Annotated in this window: 21 protein-coding genes and 5 tRNA genes; 17 read left to right on the top strand and 9 right to left on the bottom strand. The window is 49.7% G+C overall.

Features of this window, described 5'->3' with window-relative positions; translation table 11 throughout:
* Positions 1 to 163: 163 nt before the first annotated feature.
* Both cmpA and GGC63_RS24800 read right to left on the bottom strand, forming a co-directional pair.
* Positions 164 to 304: a cortex morphogenetic protein CmpA gene (gene cmpA, locus GGC63_RS24805; protein ID WP_144028043.1), complete on the bottom strand. Its 141-nt coding sequence runs from the start codon at positions 302 to 304 to the stop codon at positions 164 to 166.
* Positions 305 to 390: 86 nt separating this feature from the next.
* The gene (locus tag GGC63_RS24800; RefSeq protein WP_079913864.1) at positions 391 to 750 is read right to left on the bottom strand and encodes a hydrolase/acyltransferase; all 360 of its coding nucleotides are present in this window, start codon (positions 748 to 750) and stop codon (positions 391 to 393) included.
* A 128-nt stretch (positions 751 to 878) separates the two neighbouring features.
* Between GGC63_RS24800 and GGC63_RS24795 the strand changes: the two genes are divergently transcribed.
* From GGC63_RS24795 to GGC63_RS24785, 3 genes are all read left to right on the top strand, one after another.
* Complete coding sequence (locus tag GGC63_RS24795) at positions 879 to 1,343, top strand: SprT family protein (protein WP_079913865.1); 465 nt, start codon at positions 879 to 881, stop codon at positions 1,341 to 1,343.
* A 26-nt stretch (positions 1,344 to 1,369) separates the two neighbouring features.
* Positions 1,370 to 1,445, top strand: a tRNA-Asn gene (locus GGC63_RS24790).
* Positions 1,446 to 1,452: 7 nt separating this feature from the next.
* Positions 1,453 to 1,541 (top strand) — tRNA-Ser (locus GGC63_RS24785).
* Positions 1,542 to 1,742: 201 nt separating this feature from the next.
* Here the strand turns inward: GGC63_RS24785 and GGC63_RS24780 are convergent.
* On the bottom strand, positions 1,743 to 2,414 hold the full coding sequence (locus GGC63_RS24780; RefSeq protein WP_192704608.1) for a hypothetical protein: 672 nt from the start codon (positions 2,412 to 2,414) through the stop codon (positions 1,743 to 1,745).
* A 39-nt stretch (positions 2,415 to 2,453) separates the two neighbouring features.
* On the bottom strand, positions 2,454 to 3,389 hold the full coding sequence (gene corA / locus GGC63_RS24775; protein WP_225948475.1) for a magnesium/cobalt transporter CorA: 936 nt from the start codon (positions 3,387 to 3,389) through the stop codon (positions 2,454 to 2,456).
* Between the two features lie 146 nt (positions 3,390 to 3,535).
* Between corA and GGC63_RS24770 the strand changes: the two genes are divergently transcribed.
* From GGC63_RS24770 to GGC63_RS24745, 6 genes are all read left to right on the top strand, one after another.
* Positions 3,536 to 3,610: transfer RNA gene (locus GGC63_RS24770), tRNA-Glu, on the top strand.
* A gap of 42 nt (positions 3,611 to 3,652) precedes the next feature.
* Positions 3,653 to 3,725: transfer RNA gene (locus tag GGC63_RS24765), tRNA-Lys, on the top strand.
* A gap of 26 nt (positions 3,726 to 3,751) precedes the next feature.
* Positions 3,752 to 3,834, top strand: a tRNA-Leu gene (locus GGC63_RS24760).
* A 216-nt stretch (positions 3,835 to 4,050) separates the two neighbouring features.
* Positions 4,051 to 4,530 carry a VanZ family protein gene (locus GGC63_RS24755; RefSeq protein WP_256865551.1) on the top strand — a complete coding sequence of 160 codons (480 nt, stop codon included), beginning with the start codon at positions 4,051 to 4,053 and terminating at the stop codon, positions 4,528 to 4,530.
* A gap of 76 nt (positions 4,531 to 4,606) precedes the next feature.
* Entirely contained in the window at positions 4,607 to 4,792 is a 186-nt protein-coding gene (locus GGC63_RS24750) for a YjfB family protein (protein ID WP_192704607.1), read from the top strand.
* Between the two features lie 173 nt (positions 4,793 to 4,965).
* Complete coding sequence (locus tag GGC63_RS24745; RefSeq protein WP_192704606.1) at positions 4,966 to 6,348, top strand: S-layer homology domain-containing protein; 1,383 nt, start codon at positions 4,966 to 4,968, stop codon at positions 6,346 to 6,348.
* Between the two features lie 77 nt (positions 6,349 to 6,425).
* Here the strand turns inward: GGC63_RS24745 and GGC63_RS24740 are convergent, their stop codons facing one another.
* Complete coding sequence (locus GGC63_RS24740) at positions 6,426 to 6,851, bottom strand: DUF2621 family protein (protein ID WP_192704605.1); 426 nt, start codon at positions 6,849 to 6,851, stop codon at positions 6,426 to 6,428.
* Positions 6,852 to 6,971: 120 nt separating this feature from the next.
* Here GGC63_RS24740 and GGC63_RS24735 point away from each other — a divergent pair, with 120 nt between their 5' ends.
* Together GGC63_RS24735 and purU are read left to right on the top strand one after the other, a co-directional pair.
* Positions 6,972 to 8,096: a deoxyribonuclease IV gene (locus tag GGC63_RS24735; protein WP_192704604.1), complete on the top strand. Its 1,125-nt coding sequence runs from the start codon at positions 6,972 to 6,974 to the stop codon at positions 8,094 to 8,096.
* Between the two features lie 36 nt (positions 8,097 to 8,132).
* A complete protein-coding gene (gene purU, locus GGC63_RS24730; RefSeq protein ID WP_079913872.1) occupies positions 8,133 to 9,026 on the top strand; it encodes a formyltetrahydrofolate deformylase in 894 nt (297 codons plus the stop codon).
* Positions 9,027 to 9,144: 118 nt separating this feature from the next.
* Here the strand turns inward: purU and GGC63_RS35220 are convergent, their stop codons facing one another.
* Together GGC63_RS35220 and GGC63_RS24720 are read right to left on the bottom strand one after the other, a co-directional pair.
* Positions 9,145 to 10,071: a GGDEF domain-containing protein gene (locus GGC63_RS35220; RefSeq protein WP_192704603.1), complete on the bottom strand. Its 927-nt coding sequence runs from the start codon at positions 10,069 to 10,071 to the stop codon at positions 9,145 to 9,147.
* Between the two features lie 5 nt (positions 10,072 to 10,076).
* A complete protein-coding gene (locus tag GGC63_RS24720; protein ID WP_192704602.1) occupies positions 10,077 to 10,250 on the bottom strand; it encodes a hypothetical protein in 174 nt (57 codons plus the stop codon).
* Positions 10,251 to 10,547: 297 nt separating this feature from the next.
* On the opposite strand from GGC63_RS24720, the gene tkt reads away from it, so the two are divergent.
* Together tkt and GGC63_RS24710 are read left to right on the top strand one after the other, a co-directional pair.
* Positions 10,548 to 12,557, top strand: a complete 2,010-nt coding sequence (tkt, locus tag GGC63_RS24715) for a transketolase (protein WP_192704601.1) — start codon at positions 10,548 to 10,550, stop codon at positions 12,555 to 12,557.
* A 61-nt stretch (positions 12,558 to 12,618) separates the two neighbouring features.
* Positions 12,619 to 12,936 carry a pyrimidine/purine nucleoside phosphorylase gene (locus GGC63_RS24710; protein ID WP_192704600.1) on the top strand — a complete coding sequence of 106 codons (318 nt, stop codon included), beginning with the start codon at positions 12,619 to 12,621 and terminating at the stop codon, positions 12,934 to 12,936.
* Between the two features lie 231 nt (positions 12,937 to 13,167).
* Here the strand turns inward: GGC63_RS24710 and GGC63_RS24705 are convergent, their stop codons facing one another.
* Positions 13,168 to 14,415, bottom strand: coding sequence for an NAD(P)-binding domain-containing protein (locus GGC63_RS24705; RefSeq protein WP_192704599.1), 1,248 nt, complete (start codon positions 14,413 to 14,415; stop codon positions 13,168 to 13,170).
* Between the two features lie 129 nt (positions 14,416 to 14,544).
* On the opposite strand from GGC63_RS24705, the gene GGC63_RS24700 reads away from it, so the two are divergent.
* Both GGC63_RS24700 and GGC63_RS24695 read left to right on the top strand, forming a co-directional pair.
* Positions 14,545 to 15,900 (top strand): glucose-6-phosphate isomerase, encoded by a 1,356-nt coding sequence (locus tag GGC63_RS24700; RefSeq protein WP_192704598.1) that lies wholly within the window; start codon positions 14,545 to 14,547, stop codon positions 15,898 to 15,900.
* Between the two features lie 131 nt (positions 15,901 to 16,031).
* Positions 16,032 to 16,670 (top strand): YigZ family protein, encoded by a 639-nt coding sequence (locus GGC63_RS24695; protein ID WP_079913878.1) that lies wholly within the window; start codon positions 16,032 to 16,034, stop codon positions 16,668 to 16,670.
* Positions 16,671 to 16,852: 182 nt separating this feature from the next.
* Here the strand turns inward: GGC63_RS24695 and GGC63_RS24690 are convergent, their stop codons facing one another.
* Positions 16,853 to 17,038 (bottom strand): hypothetical protein, encoded by a 186-nt coding sequence (locus GGC63_RS24690; RefSeq protein ID WP_192704597.1) that lies wholly within the window; start codon positions 17,036 to 17,038, stop codon positions 16,853 to 16,855.
* Positions 17,039 to 17,136: 98 nt separating this feature from the next.
* Between GGC63_RS24690 and GGC63_RS24685 the strand changes: the two genes are divergently transcribed.
* Both GGC63_RS24685 and GGC63_RS24680 read left to right on the top strand, forming a co-directional pair.
* Positions 17,137 to 17,721 carry a TetR/AcrR family transcriptional regulator gene (locus GGC63_RS24685; RefSeq protein WP_079913987.1) on the top strand — a complete coding sequence of 195 codons (585 nt, stop codon included), beginning with the start codon at positions 17,137 to 17,139 and terminating at the stop codon, positions 17,719 to 17,721.
* A 208-nt stretch (positions 17,722 to 17,929) separates the two neighbouring features.
* Positions 17,930 to 18,154, top strand: a complete 225-nt coding sequence (locus tag GGC63_RS24680) for a DUF1128 domain-containing protein (RefSeq protein WP_192704596.1) — start codon at positions 17,930 to 17,932, stop codon at positions 18,152 to 18,154.
* Positions 18,155 to 18,208 lie beyond the last annotated feature (54 nt).

Here is an 18,208-nt window from a genome sequence, read left to right as displayed (position 1 = left end):
CCAGCAAAAAGGTGAGATTTCCTCTACGATCAATTTGAAGGGAATACGCTAAACCGGATAGGCCTTAAAGCCAGCAGAAGCTTTTATGGGCTGCATAAAAATAGAGCATAGCCGGAGATGCAACTCCTTGCTATGCTCTATTTATTGATAAACACTCGCTTTATTAAAGTTGTGAAGATGAGGATTCCTCCGAATCGCTCCTTCGCGTTCGGTAGAAAAACCAGCAATCGTTCAACAACCGGATTTGTCTTAAATTCTTGTTATAGTATGCCCGCATTAATTGATTGCAAAGCCATTGCGGCATATGAATCAGCCCCTTCCCGCCCTTCCGTTATGCGCCTTCGTTCTTATGGTATAGCATATGGCTGGGTGGGCTGATAGGTGCAGGTCCTAATCGGCGAGTTCTTCTTCGTCCTCGTACCACTGTTCCAGCTGAGCCTGCAGTGCGCGAATTTCGGTCAGCAAGGAAATCAGCGGGTAGGCTTGTTCATTGATGGAGGAGAAGGCTTTCTCCAGCTGGTTAATGTAGTCCAGACCGTGATGTAGCTTGTATTCCGGATTCACGATATCCAAGCCGTCGCATTCGGCAATAACCTTAGGAAGGGAAGGCACATTGGATGCGGTCAGCTTTTCTAATTCTTTATGGAGACGTAAATTTAATGCCGTTAATTGGTACATGTGGGAAGCGGGCAGCTCGACAAATTCGATGGCTGTACCCAGCTGCAGAACGGCGTATTTCATTTTGGACATGAATAAGGACTCCTCTCGTGCTTTTGCTGCTCTAACTATCCGATGGATAAACTATCTACTTGACAGTGTAGCCTATGATGCGGTTACAATTCAAGTGAGAATAGCGAAAGAAACGTGGGTGGACAAGTGTGAATGACCAGCAGCTGCAGGAGTGGGTGGAGCAAATTTCTTTGGAATCGTTCGGCCGTCCGTTTCTGCATCAAGCGCGATTCAACCGCAGGCTGACTTCGACGGGAGGCCGCTATTTTATAAAGTCCCATGATATTGAGATCAGCTCGCATCAGCTGGAGCAATTCGGGAAGGAAGACGTCGAGAAGATCATCAAGCATGAACTATGCCATTATCATCTGCATTTGCTGAACAGGGGATACCAGCACCGGGATGCGGACTTTAAGGCGCTGCTGAAGCAGGTAGGCGGAACCCGGTTCTGCAGATCCCTGCCCACAGCCAAACGGCGTGAGCCGTACCGGTACAAGCTGGTTTGCACGGCTTGCAAGATGGAGTATTTGCGCAAAAGAAAGCTGGATCCGCGCAAATATGCATGTGGAAAATGCAGGGGGAAATTGAAATTGCATACGCTTGACTTCAAATAAAATTCATGATAAATTTAAAAATGTATTCCCTGATAGCTCAGTTGGTAGAGCACTCGACTGTTAATCGAGTTGTCACAGGTTCGAGTCCTGTTCGGGGAGCCATAGCTTTGGAGAGATACCCAAGTGGCTATAAGGGGACCCTCTGCTAAGGGGTTAGACTGCGTGAGCGGTGCGAGGGTTCGAATCCCTCTCTCTCCGTAAAAGAAAGAACCGTCCGTTTGGACGGTTCTTTCTTTTTTCTGACCATGTACATGACCAGCCCCTGCCGGGTAGGGAAGGTTGCAAAAGCATCCTTTCCTGCAATCCATTCCCCAATGGAGTAGAACTGCGCATGACCGCAAACCCATAGCTCCAAAACCCACCCTGTAGGCCGCACGCGTATTGAAAAAAGAACGGCTATCAATCCTGAAGATCCCGCTTATATGACAAATAAACGAGTATGGCCAGAGACACCACTATGATCAGCAGCAGAATGTAGATGGATTCATGATAATTCATAATCCAGTACACGGAGGCAAAGATGGTTAGAATGCCAATCATGTTGACGACGGCTTTTATTTTTTTGAACCCCGATAACTGACGGGTATAGTACAAATTATGCGGCGGCCTCATGATGAAGGAAAAGCCGTAATGATAATAGTACAGAAGATAGGCCGTCAAAAATGCAGCAAGCTCGCCGGATACCTGGATGATGAAGGTTCCCCAGTTAGCGGACTGCTGCCCGTCATCAACGGTCACGATTCCCGATCGCAGCAAGCCGAAATAGACGAGCAGCACGATACCGTTAAAGCCGAGATACCCGATGGCAGAGACATCAATGGCATGGACAAGACTGACTTTAACCAGAAATCTCAATAGAAGGACACATAAAACAAACTGGATGGCCAGATCATAGCTTGGGATATCCAGCACCATCCGGTTCAAATAAGAAACGATCGATAATACCAGCCCGATGATTGTCAATTGGGGCCAATATTCCCAGAAGGGCCACCGGAACGTTTTGAACATGAGCGCGAGAGTGGCTATAACGTCCAGAAAACCCAGCAGGATGAAAAAAAATGTCTGCAACACTATCACCTGTTTCCTGGATGTTGAGTAATCCTGTATTCCTTAAATCCATCGTTTCCACTTAAAAACGAGCCACAAGAGCAGGCTGACCCCAATCATGACTCCCCAGACATAGGCGTAGCCCCAATCCCAGCTTAGCTCGGGGATATTTTTGAAATTCATGCCGTACACCCCCGCGATGAAGGTCAGCGGTAGAAAGATGGAGCTGACGATCGTCAGCGTCTTGATGATTTGGTTCATCCGGTCCGATTTCATATTCACTTGAAGCTCAAGCAGAGCCGTAAACGATTCCTTGAACATGTCCAGGGAATCCAGCACCCGTGAGATATGGTCGCAGATATCGACGAAATAAGCGTCGGTTTCCTGACGGGTATAAGGAAACGTCTGGTGGCTGATCGATCCCACGATGGCTCTTTCCTCCAGAGCGATACGCCGAAACAGGTGCATCGCCCGTTTTAGGTGAAACACCTCATGAGACACCTTGAGATAAGGATTCTCGAATATTTTGCGCTCCAGCTCGTCCATTTGATCTTCGATCCGATTCGTGATTTCGGTATATTCATCTACGCACAGATCGAGCAAACGGTGCAGAATATCTCCCGGATGATCAGCGAGCTCTTTCACAGCTAATAATTGCTGCCGCAGCAGTTCGAACAGTTTAAGCTGCTTTTTGCATATGGTCACGATATAATTAGCGCCTATGATAATGCCGATCTCCACAGGAGCCAATCGTTTATCGGTAATAGCGAAAAAAGTAAGAAAGATATGGTCCTTATACCGGTCCATCTTGGGCCGTTGATTCAGCTTGATGGCATCCTCCACGGCGAGAGGGTGGCAGTGGAACATCTCTACAAGTACGCGCTTGACTTCGGCGGGATCCGGCTTGGACAAATGAATCCAGACGGTCTCATGCGGGGCTAAGGGCCGGATGGCTTCCTCCGACACATGATCCGTACCCGGACAGCGTACGATCATCATTTTTACGTTCACCTCGTTGTACAAAGCATATCATACAATTCTTTTGAAGACGAAAATATTATTTTAAGAAAAGGCTTGTCAATTTCGAGACATTCAGATATAATAACTTTTGTCGTCAAAAAGGCAACCAAGAACATGCATAACGAGGCCCGTTGGTCAAGGGGTTAAGACACCTCCCTTTCACGGAGGTAACAGGGGTTCGAATCCCCTACGGGTCACCATTCTTTTCGAAGGTTATCGAATTGAATAGCATGCCTTGATTAGAGCCATTAGCTCAGTTGGTAGAGCACCTGACTTTTAATCAGGGTGTCGAAGGTTCGAGTCCTTCATGGCTCATGTTTTATCCCTCATAGTATTAACTTGCGGTTGTGGTGGAATGGCAGACACGCCATCTTGAGGGGGTGGTGGGCGTACGCTCGTGGAGGTTCGAGTCCTCTCAACCGCATTATTATCCGAACGATACAATCCCTTGGAAACAAGGGTTTTTTTTAATGTAAACAATTGATTTTCATCTCGGGGCTTCCGCAATGTACCTAATCAGCTTCGTAACCATGGCCCGACTTTGTGGGGGGGTTCTTTCCCCGCATATGAACAACCAAACCTATTTTATTTGCGGATAGGAGTGATTCATATTCGAGTTGCAAAGCGGTGGACATTTTGGGTGTGGCTGGCGCTAACCTGCTTTTGGGTCGTGCTTATATTTGTCAAATCGGCCCAAACCTATGCAGAGCAGGATATTCGCCCGCTGCTGGCCGAGTGGCTTCCCTATGAAACGTTGCTTCATTGGATTCCTCACGTGGAGTTTTATTACGACGGAGGCTTGGTCACCTGGACGAAGCCGTATGATTTTATCGAATTTTTTATCCGTAAGGGCGGTCATGTCACGGAGTTTGCGATCCTCTGCTTTTTTAGCGTGATGACCTTGCTGTCGAGGCCGTACAAGCCTTTTCCTTCTATTGGTATAGGCGCAGTCTTCTCGATTTTGTACGCAGCTTCGGATGAATGGCATCAAACCTTCGTTCCGGGGAGAACCGGCCACGCTATTGACGTGATGGTGGATTCTATCGGCGTAGTGCTGGCAGCGCTCGTAATCGGTTTGGCTCGACTTGTTTTCCGCAAACGGAAAGCAAACCGTTTCTAAAGATTAGGACTTTAGTATCCGATAATAGAAGAGGATGCTATCGTGTCCAAATCGAACGGAAAGGGGGCCGCGAACAATGGACGTAGGAAGTATAGGCTCGGCATCCATGGCACTGAGCGCAAGCGCATTAAAGCAAACCGTAGGGATTGCCGTGTTGAAAAAATCGGCCGATATGCAGACAGAGCAGGTGAATGCGCTGTTGCAGGGCTTCGCTGCGGCTCAGCATCCCTATTTGGGACAAAGTCTCGATTTAAAAGTCTGAAAGGCATAAACCAACCATAGACGCGGTCGCTCATCTTGGATTGGCTTCAACGGAAATTATCATCATGACTTGGAACGTGACGGCTCTTTGGGGCCGTCTTTTCTTTTTTTCTATGGATTAACAAAAAAGGCGGGAAAAACCGATATTAAGTAGAGAGGATTGGAGGGTATGCAATGAAAAAGAAACGAGGCTTCCGCTATACTTGCTTGTTATGGTTGACGGTGATAGGGCTTGCATTGCCCCCGATGCCGGCCAAGGCAGAGGTTCAATTCAGCGATGTCAGCGCGCAAGCAAACGGCTGGGCTATCAATTCCATTTATTTGATGGCGCAAAAGCAAGTATTGACCGGATATCCGGACGGAACATTCAAGCCGAACCAAACGATCAGCAAAGCCGAATGGACAACCATGGTATACCGTTTGTTCGACAAATACCGGCCTAATTTATATGCAACAGGATTGCAAAAGCTTGAAGGGTTTTCCGACGTATCTCCGCAGCATTGGGCGTATAAGCCGATTTCGGAGATTTACAACCAAACGTTTAACTGGGGCGTGTTCGGATTAACGAATACGGGGGAGCTAACCTTTCACCCGGATGCCCAGCTGACACGGCTCCAGCTTGCGGATATGCTGTACTCCTTCTTTGACACGAGGATGATCGATCGGCGCATGAGCCCGAATGACGTATGCTCCGTAGTATCGGAATATAAAGATATTCCGATCAAAATGTTCGAGGAGAAATCGAAGTATGACGATGCCGCCAAATCGGACGGCCGCCTGGACGCATCCGGCATGGCCTTGCTGCAGACGAACAGCGTCCTGCCCATACTCATGATGGGAACAGGAAAGAGCGACTGCACCTTCGGTACGGATGCTTTCTCCAATGCCCAGGCGAGCAGCCTGGCAAGCTTACAGGTTTCCGGCATCATGACGGCCAATGAGCTGGGGTATTTCCGTCCGATGGATAAGGTTACCCGTGCCGAGGCGGTAACGATTTTAAACCGGATATACAATTATTTAAGCAAAAACTACTGGCTGGGCGACTATTCCACGATTGAACTGGAAGGTTCCGGCTCGGGAGGCTCAACCGGAGCGGGCAGCGGCCCCAATTCCGGCATTTACAACCCTGACACGTCGGCTTTGTATCCGGACTGGGATACAGGGGGATCCATTATCGGCGGCAATAACGGGGCAAGCTGGTCGAATGATTCTATCGTCAATGTTCGCGATTACTTCGACGATAAAGGCGTGCTGCAAAAAAATCTAAAGAACGGCGAGATTGAAGCGGCTATTTTGCCTAAGGACAATCGATATTTGACCGTCGATATGAAAACGGACGATGAGGTCGATTTGTACCTCATTCTTGACGGACAAATTGCTCATCTGACGCAGAAGGAGCTGCCCAAAACGATATCGGTGGAAGGAGTCAAGCTGGTAGGCTTCCGCACAACCCAGCTGAAGCCGAATCCATTGAAAATCGCAGGTACTCCGGTCACCTTGACGGTGAAGCTGGATAAGGAGAAGCCGGAGCCTGTTAAGCCCGGCAAGAAGAAGTAAGAAGACCTCATTCCGAGGTCATCCATCCATAGCAACGAAAAAAAGGCTTCCGCCATCTGGCGGGAGCCTTTGCTGTATCATTGAAGAAGATGCTTTAATGCGCTATAGTCGATTTGTTTTTTGTCGAGATAAGAGGTTAAGCTTTTGTAATCGCGTCTCGGAGTGGCCAGAATATAGCCGCGGAGACAATGCTCCTGCGTAATCCGGTCGGCTTTGTCCTCCAGAGCGACCTCCCCGATTTTGGCGGCAATGGAATGACGGGCAATGTCCCGGAACGGGGCCGGCACAGGATCGACCAGCATATTAAGAAAGTCTTTGGCTTCGTCTGTCCATAGGTGGCGGGAGGCTTCGACATAATGGTTTTGCCAATCCAGCTTGGACTTGCCGTCCGCCTTAGGCAGCACCTTCAGAAACTTGCGGAACATAAAATAGCCGCCTATCGACATAAAGAAGAGAAGCACAAAAACCCAGAAGAAGATAAAATACATAAAACCCGAATTCATGATTATTGTCACCTCATCCTTATTATACCTTACTTTGGCGATATCCAAAAGTAGCCTTGTGGATAAGAGTCAATCCTAGTAAAATAGAGTGAGTGCGAAAAAAAGGAGATGAGGAATACGATGGTAAAAATCGGTTCTCACGTATCGTTTTCAGACAAAGGGCTGCTGAATGCCGCGGAGGAAGCTGTCTCTTACGGATCATCTACATTCATGATATACACAGGTGCGCCTCAAAATACGCGCCGTAAGCCGATAGAATCGCAATATATTGATGAAGGCAAAGCCTTGATGGACAAGCATGGCATCGGAGAGATCATCGTTCATGCCCCTTATATTATTAATCTGGGCTCTTATAAGGATGATACCTACGAGCTGGCGGTTCGTTTTTTGCAGGAGGAGATTCGCCGGACGGATTATTTGGGCGTGAAGCAAATTGTGCTTCATCCCGGAGCTTACACAGACAAGGATGCGGAATACGGGATCGCACGGATCGCTCAAGGATTGAACGAGGTGCTGGCCGGGGTTCAGGATACGAACGTGCAAATCGCCCTGGAGACGATGGCGGGCAAAGGAACGGAAATGGGCCGCAGCTTTGAAGAGCTCGCCGCCATCATTGACAAGGTAGAGAATAATGATAGATTATCTGTCTGCCTGGACACCTGCCACGTTCATGACGCAGGCTACGACATTATCAATGATCTGGACGGGGTGCTGGAGCATTTTGATAAAGTGGTCGGACTTGACCGGATCAAAGTCGTTCACTTGAACGACAGCAAAAATCCGAAAGGCGCAGGCAAAGACCGTCATGCTACTGTCGGAGCCGGCTGGATCGGGTTTGAGGCGATGAACAATGTAGTTCATCATGAGAAGCTGACTCATTTGCCGCTGATTCTGGAAACCCCATGGATCGGGAAAGAGGACAAGCTGCAGCGTCCGATGTACGAAGCGGAGATCGCTCTGCTGAGCGGTACGGTCGAGCAGCGGTTCGGCTCCAATTTCCTGGAGGATGTTGAACGGCTGGCGCATTTCTTCAACAAGCAGGACATCAATCCGCGCGATTATGTACTGAATGTATGGGAAGTGCTCAAAACGGATGCCAAAGCCAAAAAAGAGGACGGCCGCGAGCCGATGGAGCGCCTGTACGATCTGGTTGCCGAGCATCGCGTGCTGCCGGAGTTATCGGAAGAGCAAATTAACCAGCGCTTGACGGCGTGGTTTGCAGGTCAAAAGGTATTTCAGCTGTAACGGAAATATTGAAATAATGAAGGAGTAGTTTGTATCATGACACCGAATGTTTTGCCAAAAGCCCAGCGGGATGATTTGAAAAACCGCGCCAGAATGTTAGTTTCCTGCCCGGATCAGCCGGGAATCGTTGCGGCGGTATCCCGCTTTTTACATGAACAAGGTGCGAATATCGTACAATCGGACCAATATACAATGGACCCGGAAGGCGGCATGTTCTTCATCCGCATCGAGTTCGACCTGGATAATCTGGACGACCGCAGAGAGAAGCTCAAAGAGGATTTTGCAGCGGTTGCGGAGCAGTTTCAGATGCAGTGGAGCATTACCCGCGCCAGCCGCAAGAAGCGTCTAGCCGTGTTCGTATCGAAGGAGGATCACGCTTTGCTGGAGCTCTTGTGGCAGTGGCAGGCGGGAGATCTGGAAGCCGATATTGCCATGGTTATCAGTAACCATGATGACATGCGGAGCCTTGTGGAATCGTTCGATATTCCTTATCACCACATTCCGGTGACACCGACAACGAAGGCAGAGGCCGAGCGCCGGCAGCTGGAGCTTGTGGTGGGCAAGGTGGATGCGGTTGTTCTGGCCCGGTATATGCAGATCATTACGCCGAAGTTTATCGAGCATTTCCCTAACCGGATCATCAATATCCATCATTCGTTCCTTCCGGCGTTTGTGGGCGGCAAGCCTTATGCACAGGCCTATAACCGCGGCGTGAAAATTATCGGCGCTACCGCACACTATGTAACGGAAGAGCTGGACGGAGGCCCGATCATCGAGCAGGACGTGCAGCGTGTAAGCCATCGCCATAACGTAGATGACCTTAAGCGCATCGGCCGCCATATCGAGCGGATCGTTCTTGCGCGTGCCGTATCCTGGCATGTTGAAGATCGAGTGATCATTCACGGCAACAAAACCGTTGTATTTAATTAATAGAAATCGAAAGAGACTGAAGCCGTCATTCCCATGACGCTCAGTCTCTTTTCTTTCAAATGCAGCGTGTATAAATTGCGCCCCGCCTTGTGCGGATATTTTGCCTCCAAGCCGCCGCTCAAGCACCTTTATGGTCGCCGATGAGCGCCTGAATGACCGTTTTATTTTTGCCGGTTCGCTTGGCGGAGTAGAGCGAGGTGTCAGCACCCTTGAAGAGCGCTTCCTTGCCTTCGCCTGTCTTGTAATCGTGAAGCCCGATGCTTAGGGTAACCGCTTGGGAGTCGAGCTCGGGCTGCAGCGTGACGGACAGCTTATGGCGGATTTGTTCGGCAATGCGGAACGATTGCTCCATCGTTTTCTCCGTGAAGATAACCGCGAATTCCTCACCCCCATAACGCGCCACGAAATCATTCGGCGTAACGGTCTCCTTAATGATGTTGGCCACCCGCTGCAGCATAATGTCACCTACCCAATGACCGTACGTATCGTTAATTTTTTTGAAATTATCGATATCGATAATAGCCAGCTGGAGCGACAGATGATTCCGTTCGTTCTGCTCAATCAGCTTTTCCAAGTACTCGTGGAAGGTCTTATGGTTGTACAAATCGGTCAATGCATCCATCTTGGACAGCTTGTCCATAATAATCGTCTTGACCAGCAGCTCCTGCTTCGTCTCGGTCGCGTTCTTCAGATTGTTCAGCAGCTCAATGCCGCTATTCGAAATGTTCATGGCAATGATCGTGACGCCGATGTACAAAAATAAAGTACCGATAATATGGATAGGCTTCATGGAGATACGCAGCTCGGGAGTGATGGCATACATGGCGGCAAAACAAATGAGTATCAAGGAAAGGGCTATCACAATTCGCTTCTTGTTGAAGGATAGTACGGATGTTAGGATGGGAAAAATGTAGATTGCAGGTACAATGCCGATGTTAGGGTTCAAATAGATGATCGATGAGGCGAAGATGATGCCGGTAATAATCATTAAATCATCGCTTTGTAATTTGCGATACCTGTAAAGCATCTCCGACGTACCGGTCACGGCTGCTAACCGATCGCCTGGAGGACCAGCGGGCTTAAGATCGATTTCTCGTCTCCTGATGGATCCAAGTGGTGAATCAGATATTCCAGAACCACGGTGAACAGGATGGTAACCCAGTTTAAATTCAGCATCTTCCGATAGGTTTGACGCGTCTTGTCAAGCTCCAATAACAGATCCATAATTAACTTCTACCACTCCAAGTAAACAGGATTCATTCATCCACGAATACAACATATTCGCCAGTATTAAACAAATTCCTCTAGTGTCCGTCACAATTTCCGTATGAATTTTTTCTATCTAATTCAGGTTTAAGCTGGCAAACCGATACGGACAATGGTAAAATGGTGCCAGTGAGTTTCCGTGCAATTGATCATGCACACGTTAACAATGGCGTTCATTTCCGTACATTCTGCCGATTATGCCGAGCAGCGTCCGGAATTGCCGCTTTCACTAAAATAAGTAGGAGGTTTTTTTTCATGACAGTAATGAATAAAACGATCGAGCAATTGTCCATTGACACGATCCGTACACTATCCATCGATGCCATCGAGAAAGCAAAATCCGGGCATCCGGGAATGCCGATGGGCGCAGCGCCTATGGGTTATGAGCTGTTTGCGAAAGTAATGAACCATAATCCGGACAATCCGACCTGGATTAACCGCGACCGTTTCGTTCTGTCCGCCGGCCATGGCTCCATGCTGCTGTACAGCTTGCTTCATCTTAGCGGTTATGATCTGCCTATGGAAGAGCTGAAGCAGTTCCGTATGTGGGGAAGTAAAACCCCGGGTCACCCTGAAGTTGGACATACCCCAGGTGTTGACGCAACAACAGGTCCATTGGGACAAGGCTTTGGTATGGCAGTAGGTATGGCTATCGCTGAGGCACATCTGGCTTCGGTTTACAATAAAGATAAATTCAATATCATTGACCACTATACCTTTGTAATTTGCGGCGACGGAGACTTGATGGAAGGGATCTCTTCCGAATCTGCTTCGCTTGCAGGACATATGAAGCTGGGCAAATTGGTCGTATTGTATGATTCGAACGACATTTCCCTGGATGGCGAGCTGAGCCTGTCCTTCTCCGAGAGTGCCACCAAACGCTTTGAAGGCTATGGCTGGCAAGTGCTTCGCGTTGAAGACGGCAACGATCTGAACGCGATCGACAAAGCAATCCAGGAAGCTAAAAAAGACGAGCGTCCTACGCTGATCGAAGTAAAAACCGTCATCGGCTACGGCAGCCCGAACAAAGCAGGTAAAGGCGGTCACGTTGGTCCTCACGGTTCTCCGCTTGGCGTAGACGAAGTGGCTCTAACCAAGAAAGCTTACGGCTGGCCTGAGGATCAACACTTCTACGTGCCTGAAGAAGTACGCTCTCACTTTGCTGCTGTAAAGCAAAAAGGTATCGAAACGAATGCTGCATGGCAGCAAATGTTTGCTGAGTACGCTAAGGCATATCCTGAGCTTGCCAAGCAGTTCGAAACAGCCGTTAACGGCGACCTTCCTGAAGGCTGGGATAAAGACATTCCTGCTGCCGCTCCTGCGGAAAAGGGAACTCGTACCGCTTCCGGTATCGTGCTGAATGCTATCGCTAAGAACGTAAAATCTCTCGTAGGCGGCTCTGCGGACCTGGAGTCCTCTACCATGACGCATATGAAAGATCTTGGTGTGATGACACACAAAGATTACAGCGGACAAAACATCTACTTCGGCGTGCGTGAGTTCGGTATGGGCGCTGCAGTGAACGGTATGCTGCTGCATGGCGGTCTGAAAGTATTCGGCGGTACGTTCTTCGTCTTCTCCGACTACTTGCGTCCGGCTGTTCGCTTGGCAGCCATTATGGGTGTACCTGCTATTTATGTATTTACTCATGACAGTATCGGTGTCGGCGAAGACGGCCCTACTCATGAGCCAATCGAGCAATTGGCTGCTTTGCGCGTCATTCCTGGCGTTACCGTGATTCGTCCGGCAGACGGCGACGAGACGGCTGCAGCATGGCGCTATGCGGTTGAGAACAAAAAAGGCCCTGTAGCTCTCATCTTCTCCCGCCAAGCTGCTCCTAAACTGGAAGGCACTGAGCAAGCGACAGCTAGCTTGAGCCTTGGTGCGTACGTTCTGTCCGATGCGGCTAACGGCAAACCTCAAGCGCAAATTATCGCTACTGGTACGGAAGTACAGCTTGCAGTAGCTGCCCAGAAGCAATTGGCTGAAGAAGGCGTACAAGTTCGCGTTATCAGCATGCCAAGCTGGGAGCTGTTCGACAAGCAATCCCAAGAATACAAGGACTCCGTTATTTTGCCGGAAGTGAAAGCTCGTCTTGCAGTGGAGATGGGTCATTCCTTCGGCTGGGAGCGTTATGTAGGCGAGCAAGGCAGCGTTCTTGGCATCGACCGTTTCGGAGCTTCTGCACCAGGTCCTGTAGTTATTAAAGAATACGGCTTTACCGTGGAGAACGTAGTTGCCCGCGTGAAGCAGCTTTTGAAATAAAAGAATACCAGTAGACCGGGCTGATCAGCCCGGTCTTGCTTCCAAAGGAGATAAGCGAACCATGTCCCAATTCGAGAATGTGACCGTATTGAAAAATGCGAACTTTTACTTCGATGGCAAAGTAACCAGTCGTACAGTATTGTTCGCTGATGGAACGAAGAAGACGCTGGGGGTTATGCTTCCAGGGGAGTACGAATTCGGAACGGATGCCAAGGAAATCATGGAGATCCAAGCCGGCGAGCTGGAGGTTCTGCTTCCAGGAGCAAGCGAATGGCTTCATATCCAAGGCACAGGGGAGTTCACCGTTCCTGCGAATTCGAAGTTCAAGCTGCAGGTGAAAACACCGACTGACTATTGCTGCTCTTATATTGCAGAGTAGTCCAGGCAGCTGTAACTGATGATGGAATGAGAAATACCCTGCCGCCAAGCAACTCCAAGGAGGATGCATAGCAGCAGGGTATTTTTTCTCCCGGCAGGAGGTTTAATTCACTAAAGCATGATCGTAGTGAAGGACTTTCCTATTGTCGAGAAAAGCTTGCATCCTTAGGGGAGCGCCAATGGATGAAAAAAGCTTTGGTGGTTCACATCGTAACCTGACGGAGCCAAGCTCTTATTGTTGATTCAGGTGGCTGGCAATATAGGTCTCCAGCTGCAGCCTGTCAAAAGGAGCCAGTCCGGAGAGCAGGCAGCCGTAGCGGAAGGAGCCGTTATTGTCACTCTCGATGCGGATGACTCGCCCGGTTACCGGCGGCAGAACGGCCTCCTTAGGGAAGTGAATGACGACAAACATATCCTCGGCCAGCGGGAACTGGGAGATGATTTGCAGTCCGTTCTCGGACAAGTCGTACAGGATACCCGGGATCGTTTGACCGGTAAAGGCGCCTTCCTGCTCCCACTGATGAACGGATAGATGCAAAGGAATGTTCAGCTGCACCCGGCTTGATCTGCGGCGTTCCTCCACCACGGGGGAAGCCTTGCCGATCTGCTGCTGCATCCAGTCCTCGTAGACTTGAGCTACGGAACACAGATCAGCATCGCCGAGCCCTTTGCTGAGCCCCATCTGGAATATGCCTGCCGCTGCCTTGAGCATTGGAGACGGCATCTGGAAGCGGTTGGTGACCTCGTTAGCCAGCAGCAAATCCTTGAGCATCAGCTGAAGCGAGAACTGATTGCTGAAGTCGCGGTTGATGATTTTGCCGCCCTTGAGCTCTGCCTGCTTGCTGTTGCCGCTGCCTGCAAATACGATTTGCAGAAACTGCTCTGCATCCAGGCCCGCCTTGGTCACGATGGATAGGCCTTCGACCAGCCCGAGCGCGTTAATGCCGACCATCGTATTATGCGCCAGCTTGGCGTAAGAGCCGGAGCCGGTAGGACCCATGTAGACGATTTTGGAGCCCATGGCTTCAAATACGGGACACTGCCGCTCCAGAACAGCCTGCTCGCCGCCGATCATGAAGACAAGCGTACCGCTTTCCGCTGCAGGCTTGCTGCCGGTTACGGGAGCATCGAGAAAATCGACGGCTCGTCCGAGAAGCTCGCCCGCGATGCGCTTGCTGGTATCGGGAGACACCGTGCTGCAATCAATGACCGTTTGTCCGGCCGACACCCCATGGATGATTCCTTGTTCGCCAAGGACCGCTTCGAGTACGACGGCATCGTTGCTCAGCATTAATACGACGACATCCATGTCCAGAGCCGCGGCGGACGGTGTTGATGCCGTGCGTGCGCCAAGCGATACGAGCTCAGCCGCTTTTTCCGAGCTTCGGTTGTACACGACAACGTCGTAGCCCTTTTTCAATAGATTGGCCGCCATGGGCTTACCCATAGTTCCTAATCCGATAAATCCAATCCTTTTCATCGAATCACCTCTGTGTCCATTGTAGCATTTTACCAGTATCGGTGTGAATGCGTCGCTTGCTTTTCCTTTGTGAAGTACAGTATTCTAATTGAAAGAATAGAAAGCCAAATTCAAGGAGGATGAATCCGAATGAGCGCCAAGTTTTCTTTTGATTACAGTAAAGCCTTATCTTTCATTCAACAGCATGAAGTTGATTATCTCGCGGAGCCGATCAAGCTGGCCCATGAGCAATTACATAACAAAACCGGTGCAGGAAACGATTATTTGGGATGGATCGATCTTCCGGTCAATTACGATAAAGAAGAGTTCGCCCGCATTCAAAAAGCGGCTAAGCAAATTCAATCTGACTCCGACGCCCTTGTCGTTATCGGTATCGGCGGATCTTACCTAGGGGCCCGCGCAGCGATCGAGATGCTGTCCCACTCCTTCTATAACCTTTTGCCGAAGGACAAGCGTAAAACGCCTGAAGTGTATTTCGTCGGAAACAACATCAGCTCCACTTATGTCACGCATTTGCTGCAGCTGCTCGAAGGCAAGGATATTTCCGTTAACGTGATCTCCAAGTCCGGTACAACGACGGAGCCTGCGATTGCCTTCCGTATTTTCCGTGAGCTGTTGGAGAAAAAGTACGGCAAAGAAGCTGCGCGCAAGCGTATCTACGCAACGACGGACCAAGCCAAAGGGGCTCTGAAGAAGCTGGCTACCGAAGAAGGCTACGAGTCCTTCGTTATTCCGGATGACGTAGGCGGACGCTATTCCGTGCTCACAGCGGTAGGCTTGCTGCCGATCGCGACAGCTGGCGTTGACATTGAAGCCATGATGCGCGGAGCGGCTGATGCTAGAGAAGCGTTCTCCAACCCGAACCTGCATGAAAATCCGAGCTACCAATACGCAGCGGTTCGTAACGCTTTGTACCGCAAAGGCAAAACAACAGAAATTCTCGTCAACTACGAGCCTTCCCTTCACTTCGTATCCGAGTGGTGGAAGCAGCTGTTCGGGGAGAGCGAAGGTAAAGACAACAAGGGGATTTATCCTGCTTCCGTTGACTTCTCGACAGATCTTCACTCCATGGGGCAGTTCATCCAGGAAGGCAACCGTACCTTGTTCGAAACGGTTATTCAAGTGGCGGACGTGCCAGAGCAAATCACTATCGGAACGGATGCCGACGATCTGGACGGCTTGAACTTCCTGAGCGGCAAAACAATGGATTTCGTCAACAAAAAAGCGTTCGAAGGAACGATGCTTGCTCATACGGACGGCGGAGTGCCTAACCTGATCGTGACGCTTCCGGATATGAGTCCTTACACATTCGGCTATATGGTTTATTTCTTCGAGAAAGCCTGCGGCATCAGCGGCTACCTGCTCGGAGTGAATCCATTCGATCAGCCTGGCGTTGAAGCGTACAAGAAAAATATGTTCGCGCTGCTTGGCAAGCCGGGCTATGAGAAGGAAAAAGCGGAGCTTGAAGCAAGATTGTCCAAGTAACGCACAGAAAAAGCAGTTCACCTTTTGCATGATAGAGGTGCGCTGCTTTTTTCTCATGGGTTGAGTTGACGTTTATTCCAGAATGGAATACAGTAGGGTATTGCAATGGTTTAGAAAGCGAGGGATGGGGGATGCTGCCCTATTATAAAACGGTCAAACAGGCCGGAGTCTCGGAGATTGTGATCAAGAAGTCCCGTTTTATCGGACATGCCATGCCGGTTGAGACGGAGGAGGAGGCGATCCAGTTCATCGAGAGCATCAAGAAGGAGCACTCCATGGCGACTCATAATTGCTCTGCTTATATGGTTGGGGAACGCGATCAATTTCAGAAGCAGTCGGATGACGGCGAACCGAGCGGTACGGCGGGCAGACCGATTCTGGAGGTCATCAAGAACCAGGGCTTGAAAAATGTAGCTGTGGTCGTTACCCGGTATTTCGGCGGCATTATGCTGGGCGCAGGAGGGCTTGTCCGTGCCTACACGGACGGTGCGGTAGCAGGCTTGGCGGCTGCGGAGCCCATTTACAAAGTACTTCACCGCGAGGTGCGGATTGAGATCGATTATACGTGGCACGGAAAAGTCGAGAACGAGCTGCGGAACCGCGAGATGCTGATGGGTGAGACGGAATTTACGGATAAGGTCACGCTGCTCTGTCTTCCTCTGGCTGGGGAGGCGGACCATTTCGTGGCTTGGATGACCGACATCACGCAGGGCCAGGCGGTCATCACCTCGGGGGAAGAGAAATATGTGGATCATACCGAGAAGCCGTAGCTTGACTGCGGCTCGCTTTTCCATACTACACCCTTCACAAAAAAAGCGCCGTAAGGCGATTCAGGTTGTTGAAAAACCTAATCGTACAGAAAAATGAGAAGGGTGAAGGTGGGGTATCCCCTGGAGGAGCGGATAGCGTCCGCCTTTGTTCTCGGAAAAAATCCGCTGTAAAGCGAATATAATCAAATTTTTCCGAGAACAACAGCGGCCGGAGGGGGATACCCCACCGGGGTACCAAAGCAATTTTGCAGATTTTCAGGTTTTTCAACAACCCCAGCGCCGAAAGGCGCTTTTTTTCTACTATTCTCCGCTAAACGGCAGCCGCGCATCCATAAAAGGGCTTCGTCAGGTTTTTTCTCCGATATCATACTTTTATCCTATCTTTTCTCTTGCTTTGCAGTAATAAAGTGATAAACTATTAAAGTATAGAGATAAAACCATATACAAGAAAGCGAGTTGAATCGTGTTGGCCAGAAAAGCAGTGGCGCAAGAGCTGAGCCGCGAAAGAATACTGGAGGAGGCGAGGCAGCTTTTCGCCGAACACGGCTATCATACTTTAACGATGCGAAGCATCGCCAAAGCGATGGGTTACAGTCACGGGGCGTTGTATTATCATTTTAAGGAAAAAGCGGAGCTGTTTCATGCGTTGGTAAGCTCCGATTTTCAAATGCTGCTGGAAAGACAGAGAGAGATGCTGAGACGTACCCGAATGGGCGATCTTGGCCAGCTGGAGAAGCTGATGCTGGAATTTATCCGATTCGGACTGGAGAATCCTTATCATTACGAGATCATGTTCATGATTAACGATGCGGAGCTGCAGGGATACGGGAAAAATGAACAAGCCCAGTGCCTGGAGCTGTTCGCCACGGTAGTCCGTTCCGTAATTGCCAGACAATCGGGCAACGAACAGAAGATGTATAGCGTCCCTTGGAGCTTATTTATGTCCATGCACGGCTTTATCTCCTACAATATCCGCTACAACCAAACCTACGAAGACGTCAGAAAGCTGGCCGAGCAGCATGTGAAGTATTTATGCGAGGGGCTTCAATAGCCTGCGGCTCAAGGCTGCCGGTCCTTGTCCGGATTATCTATCTTGCAAGCGCCTCTTCTTATCCACTATGCCGTTTTGTACAGCAAACGGTTTACATAGTACTCGCATCCGCTCAAAACATGGTACAATGGGGTAGCCAAAGACTAGCCGGAGGAAGTTGATAACGTCGACGTCCTTGGCGGTCTCAGATGAGAAAGGATGAGTCAATTTGGATTTAACTCAAAATACATTGGAAAATGCAGCGTATATGATCGAAGAGATCAAGAAGAAGCTTCGGATGGCGACAGGCGCCGCTTTGAAGGCAACCGAATTAAATGACGAGCAATACGAGGATTTGCGGGACATCTATGAGATGGTTGCCTCGAAGCCGAATTTCAGCATTAGTGAAATCGAGGCGATTACGACCGAGCTGGGACGTCTGCGCAAAGTGTAGGGACGGCTGTCACGAGGGTCATGTCCCTAACTTCTTCGGACAGGTACAAGTGAA

It is taken from the genome of Paenibacillus sp. OAS669 (genome assembly GCF_014873645.1).
GTDB classification, from domain to species: domain Bacteria; phylum Bacillota; class Bacilli; order Paenibacillales; family NBRC-103111; genus Paenibacillus_S; species Paenibacillus_S vulneris.
This window is presented reverse-complemented; position numbering and strand designations above follow the sequence as displayed.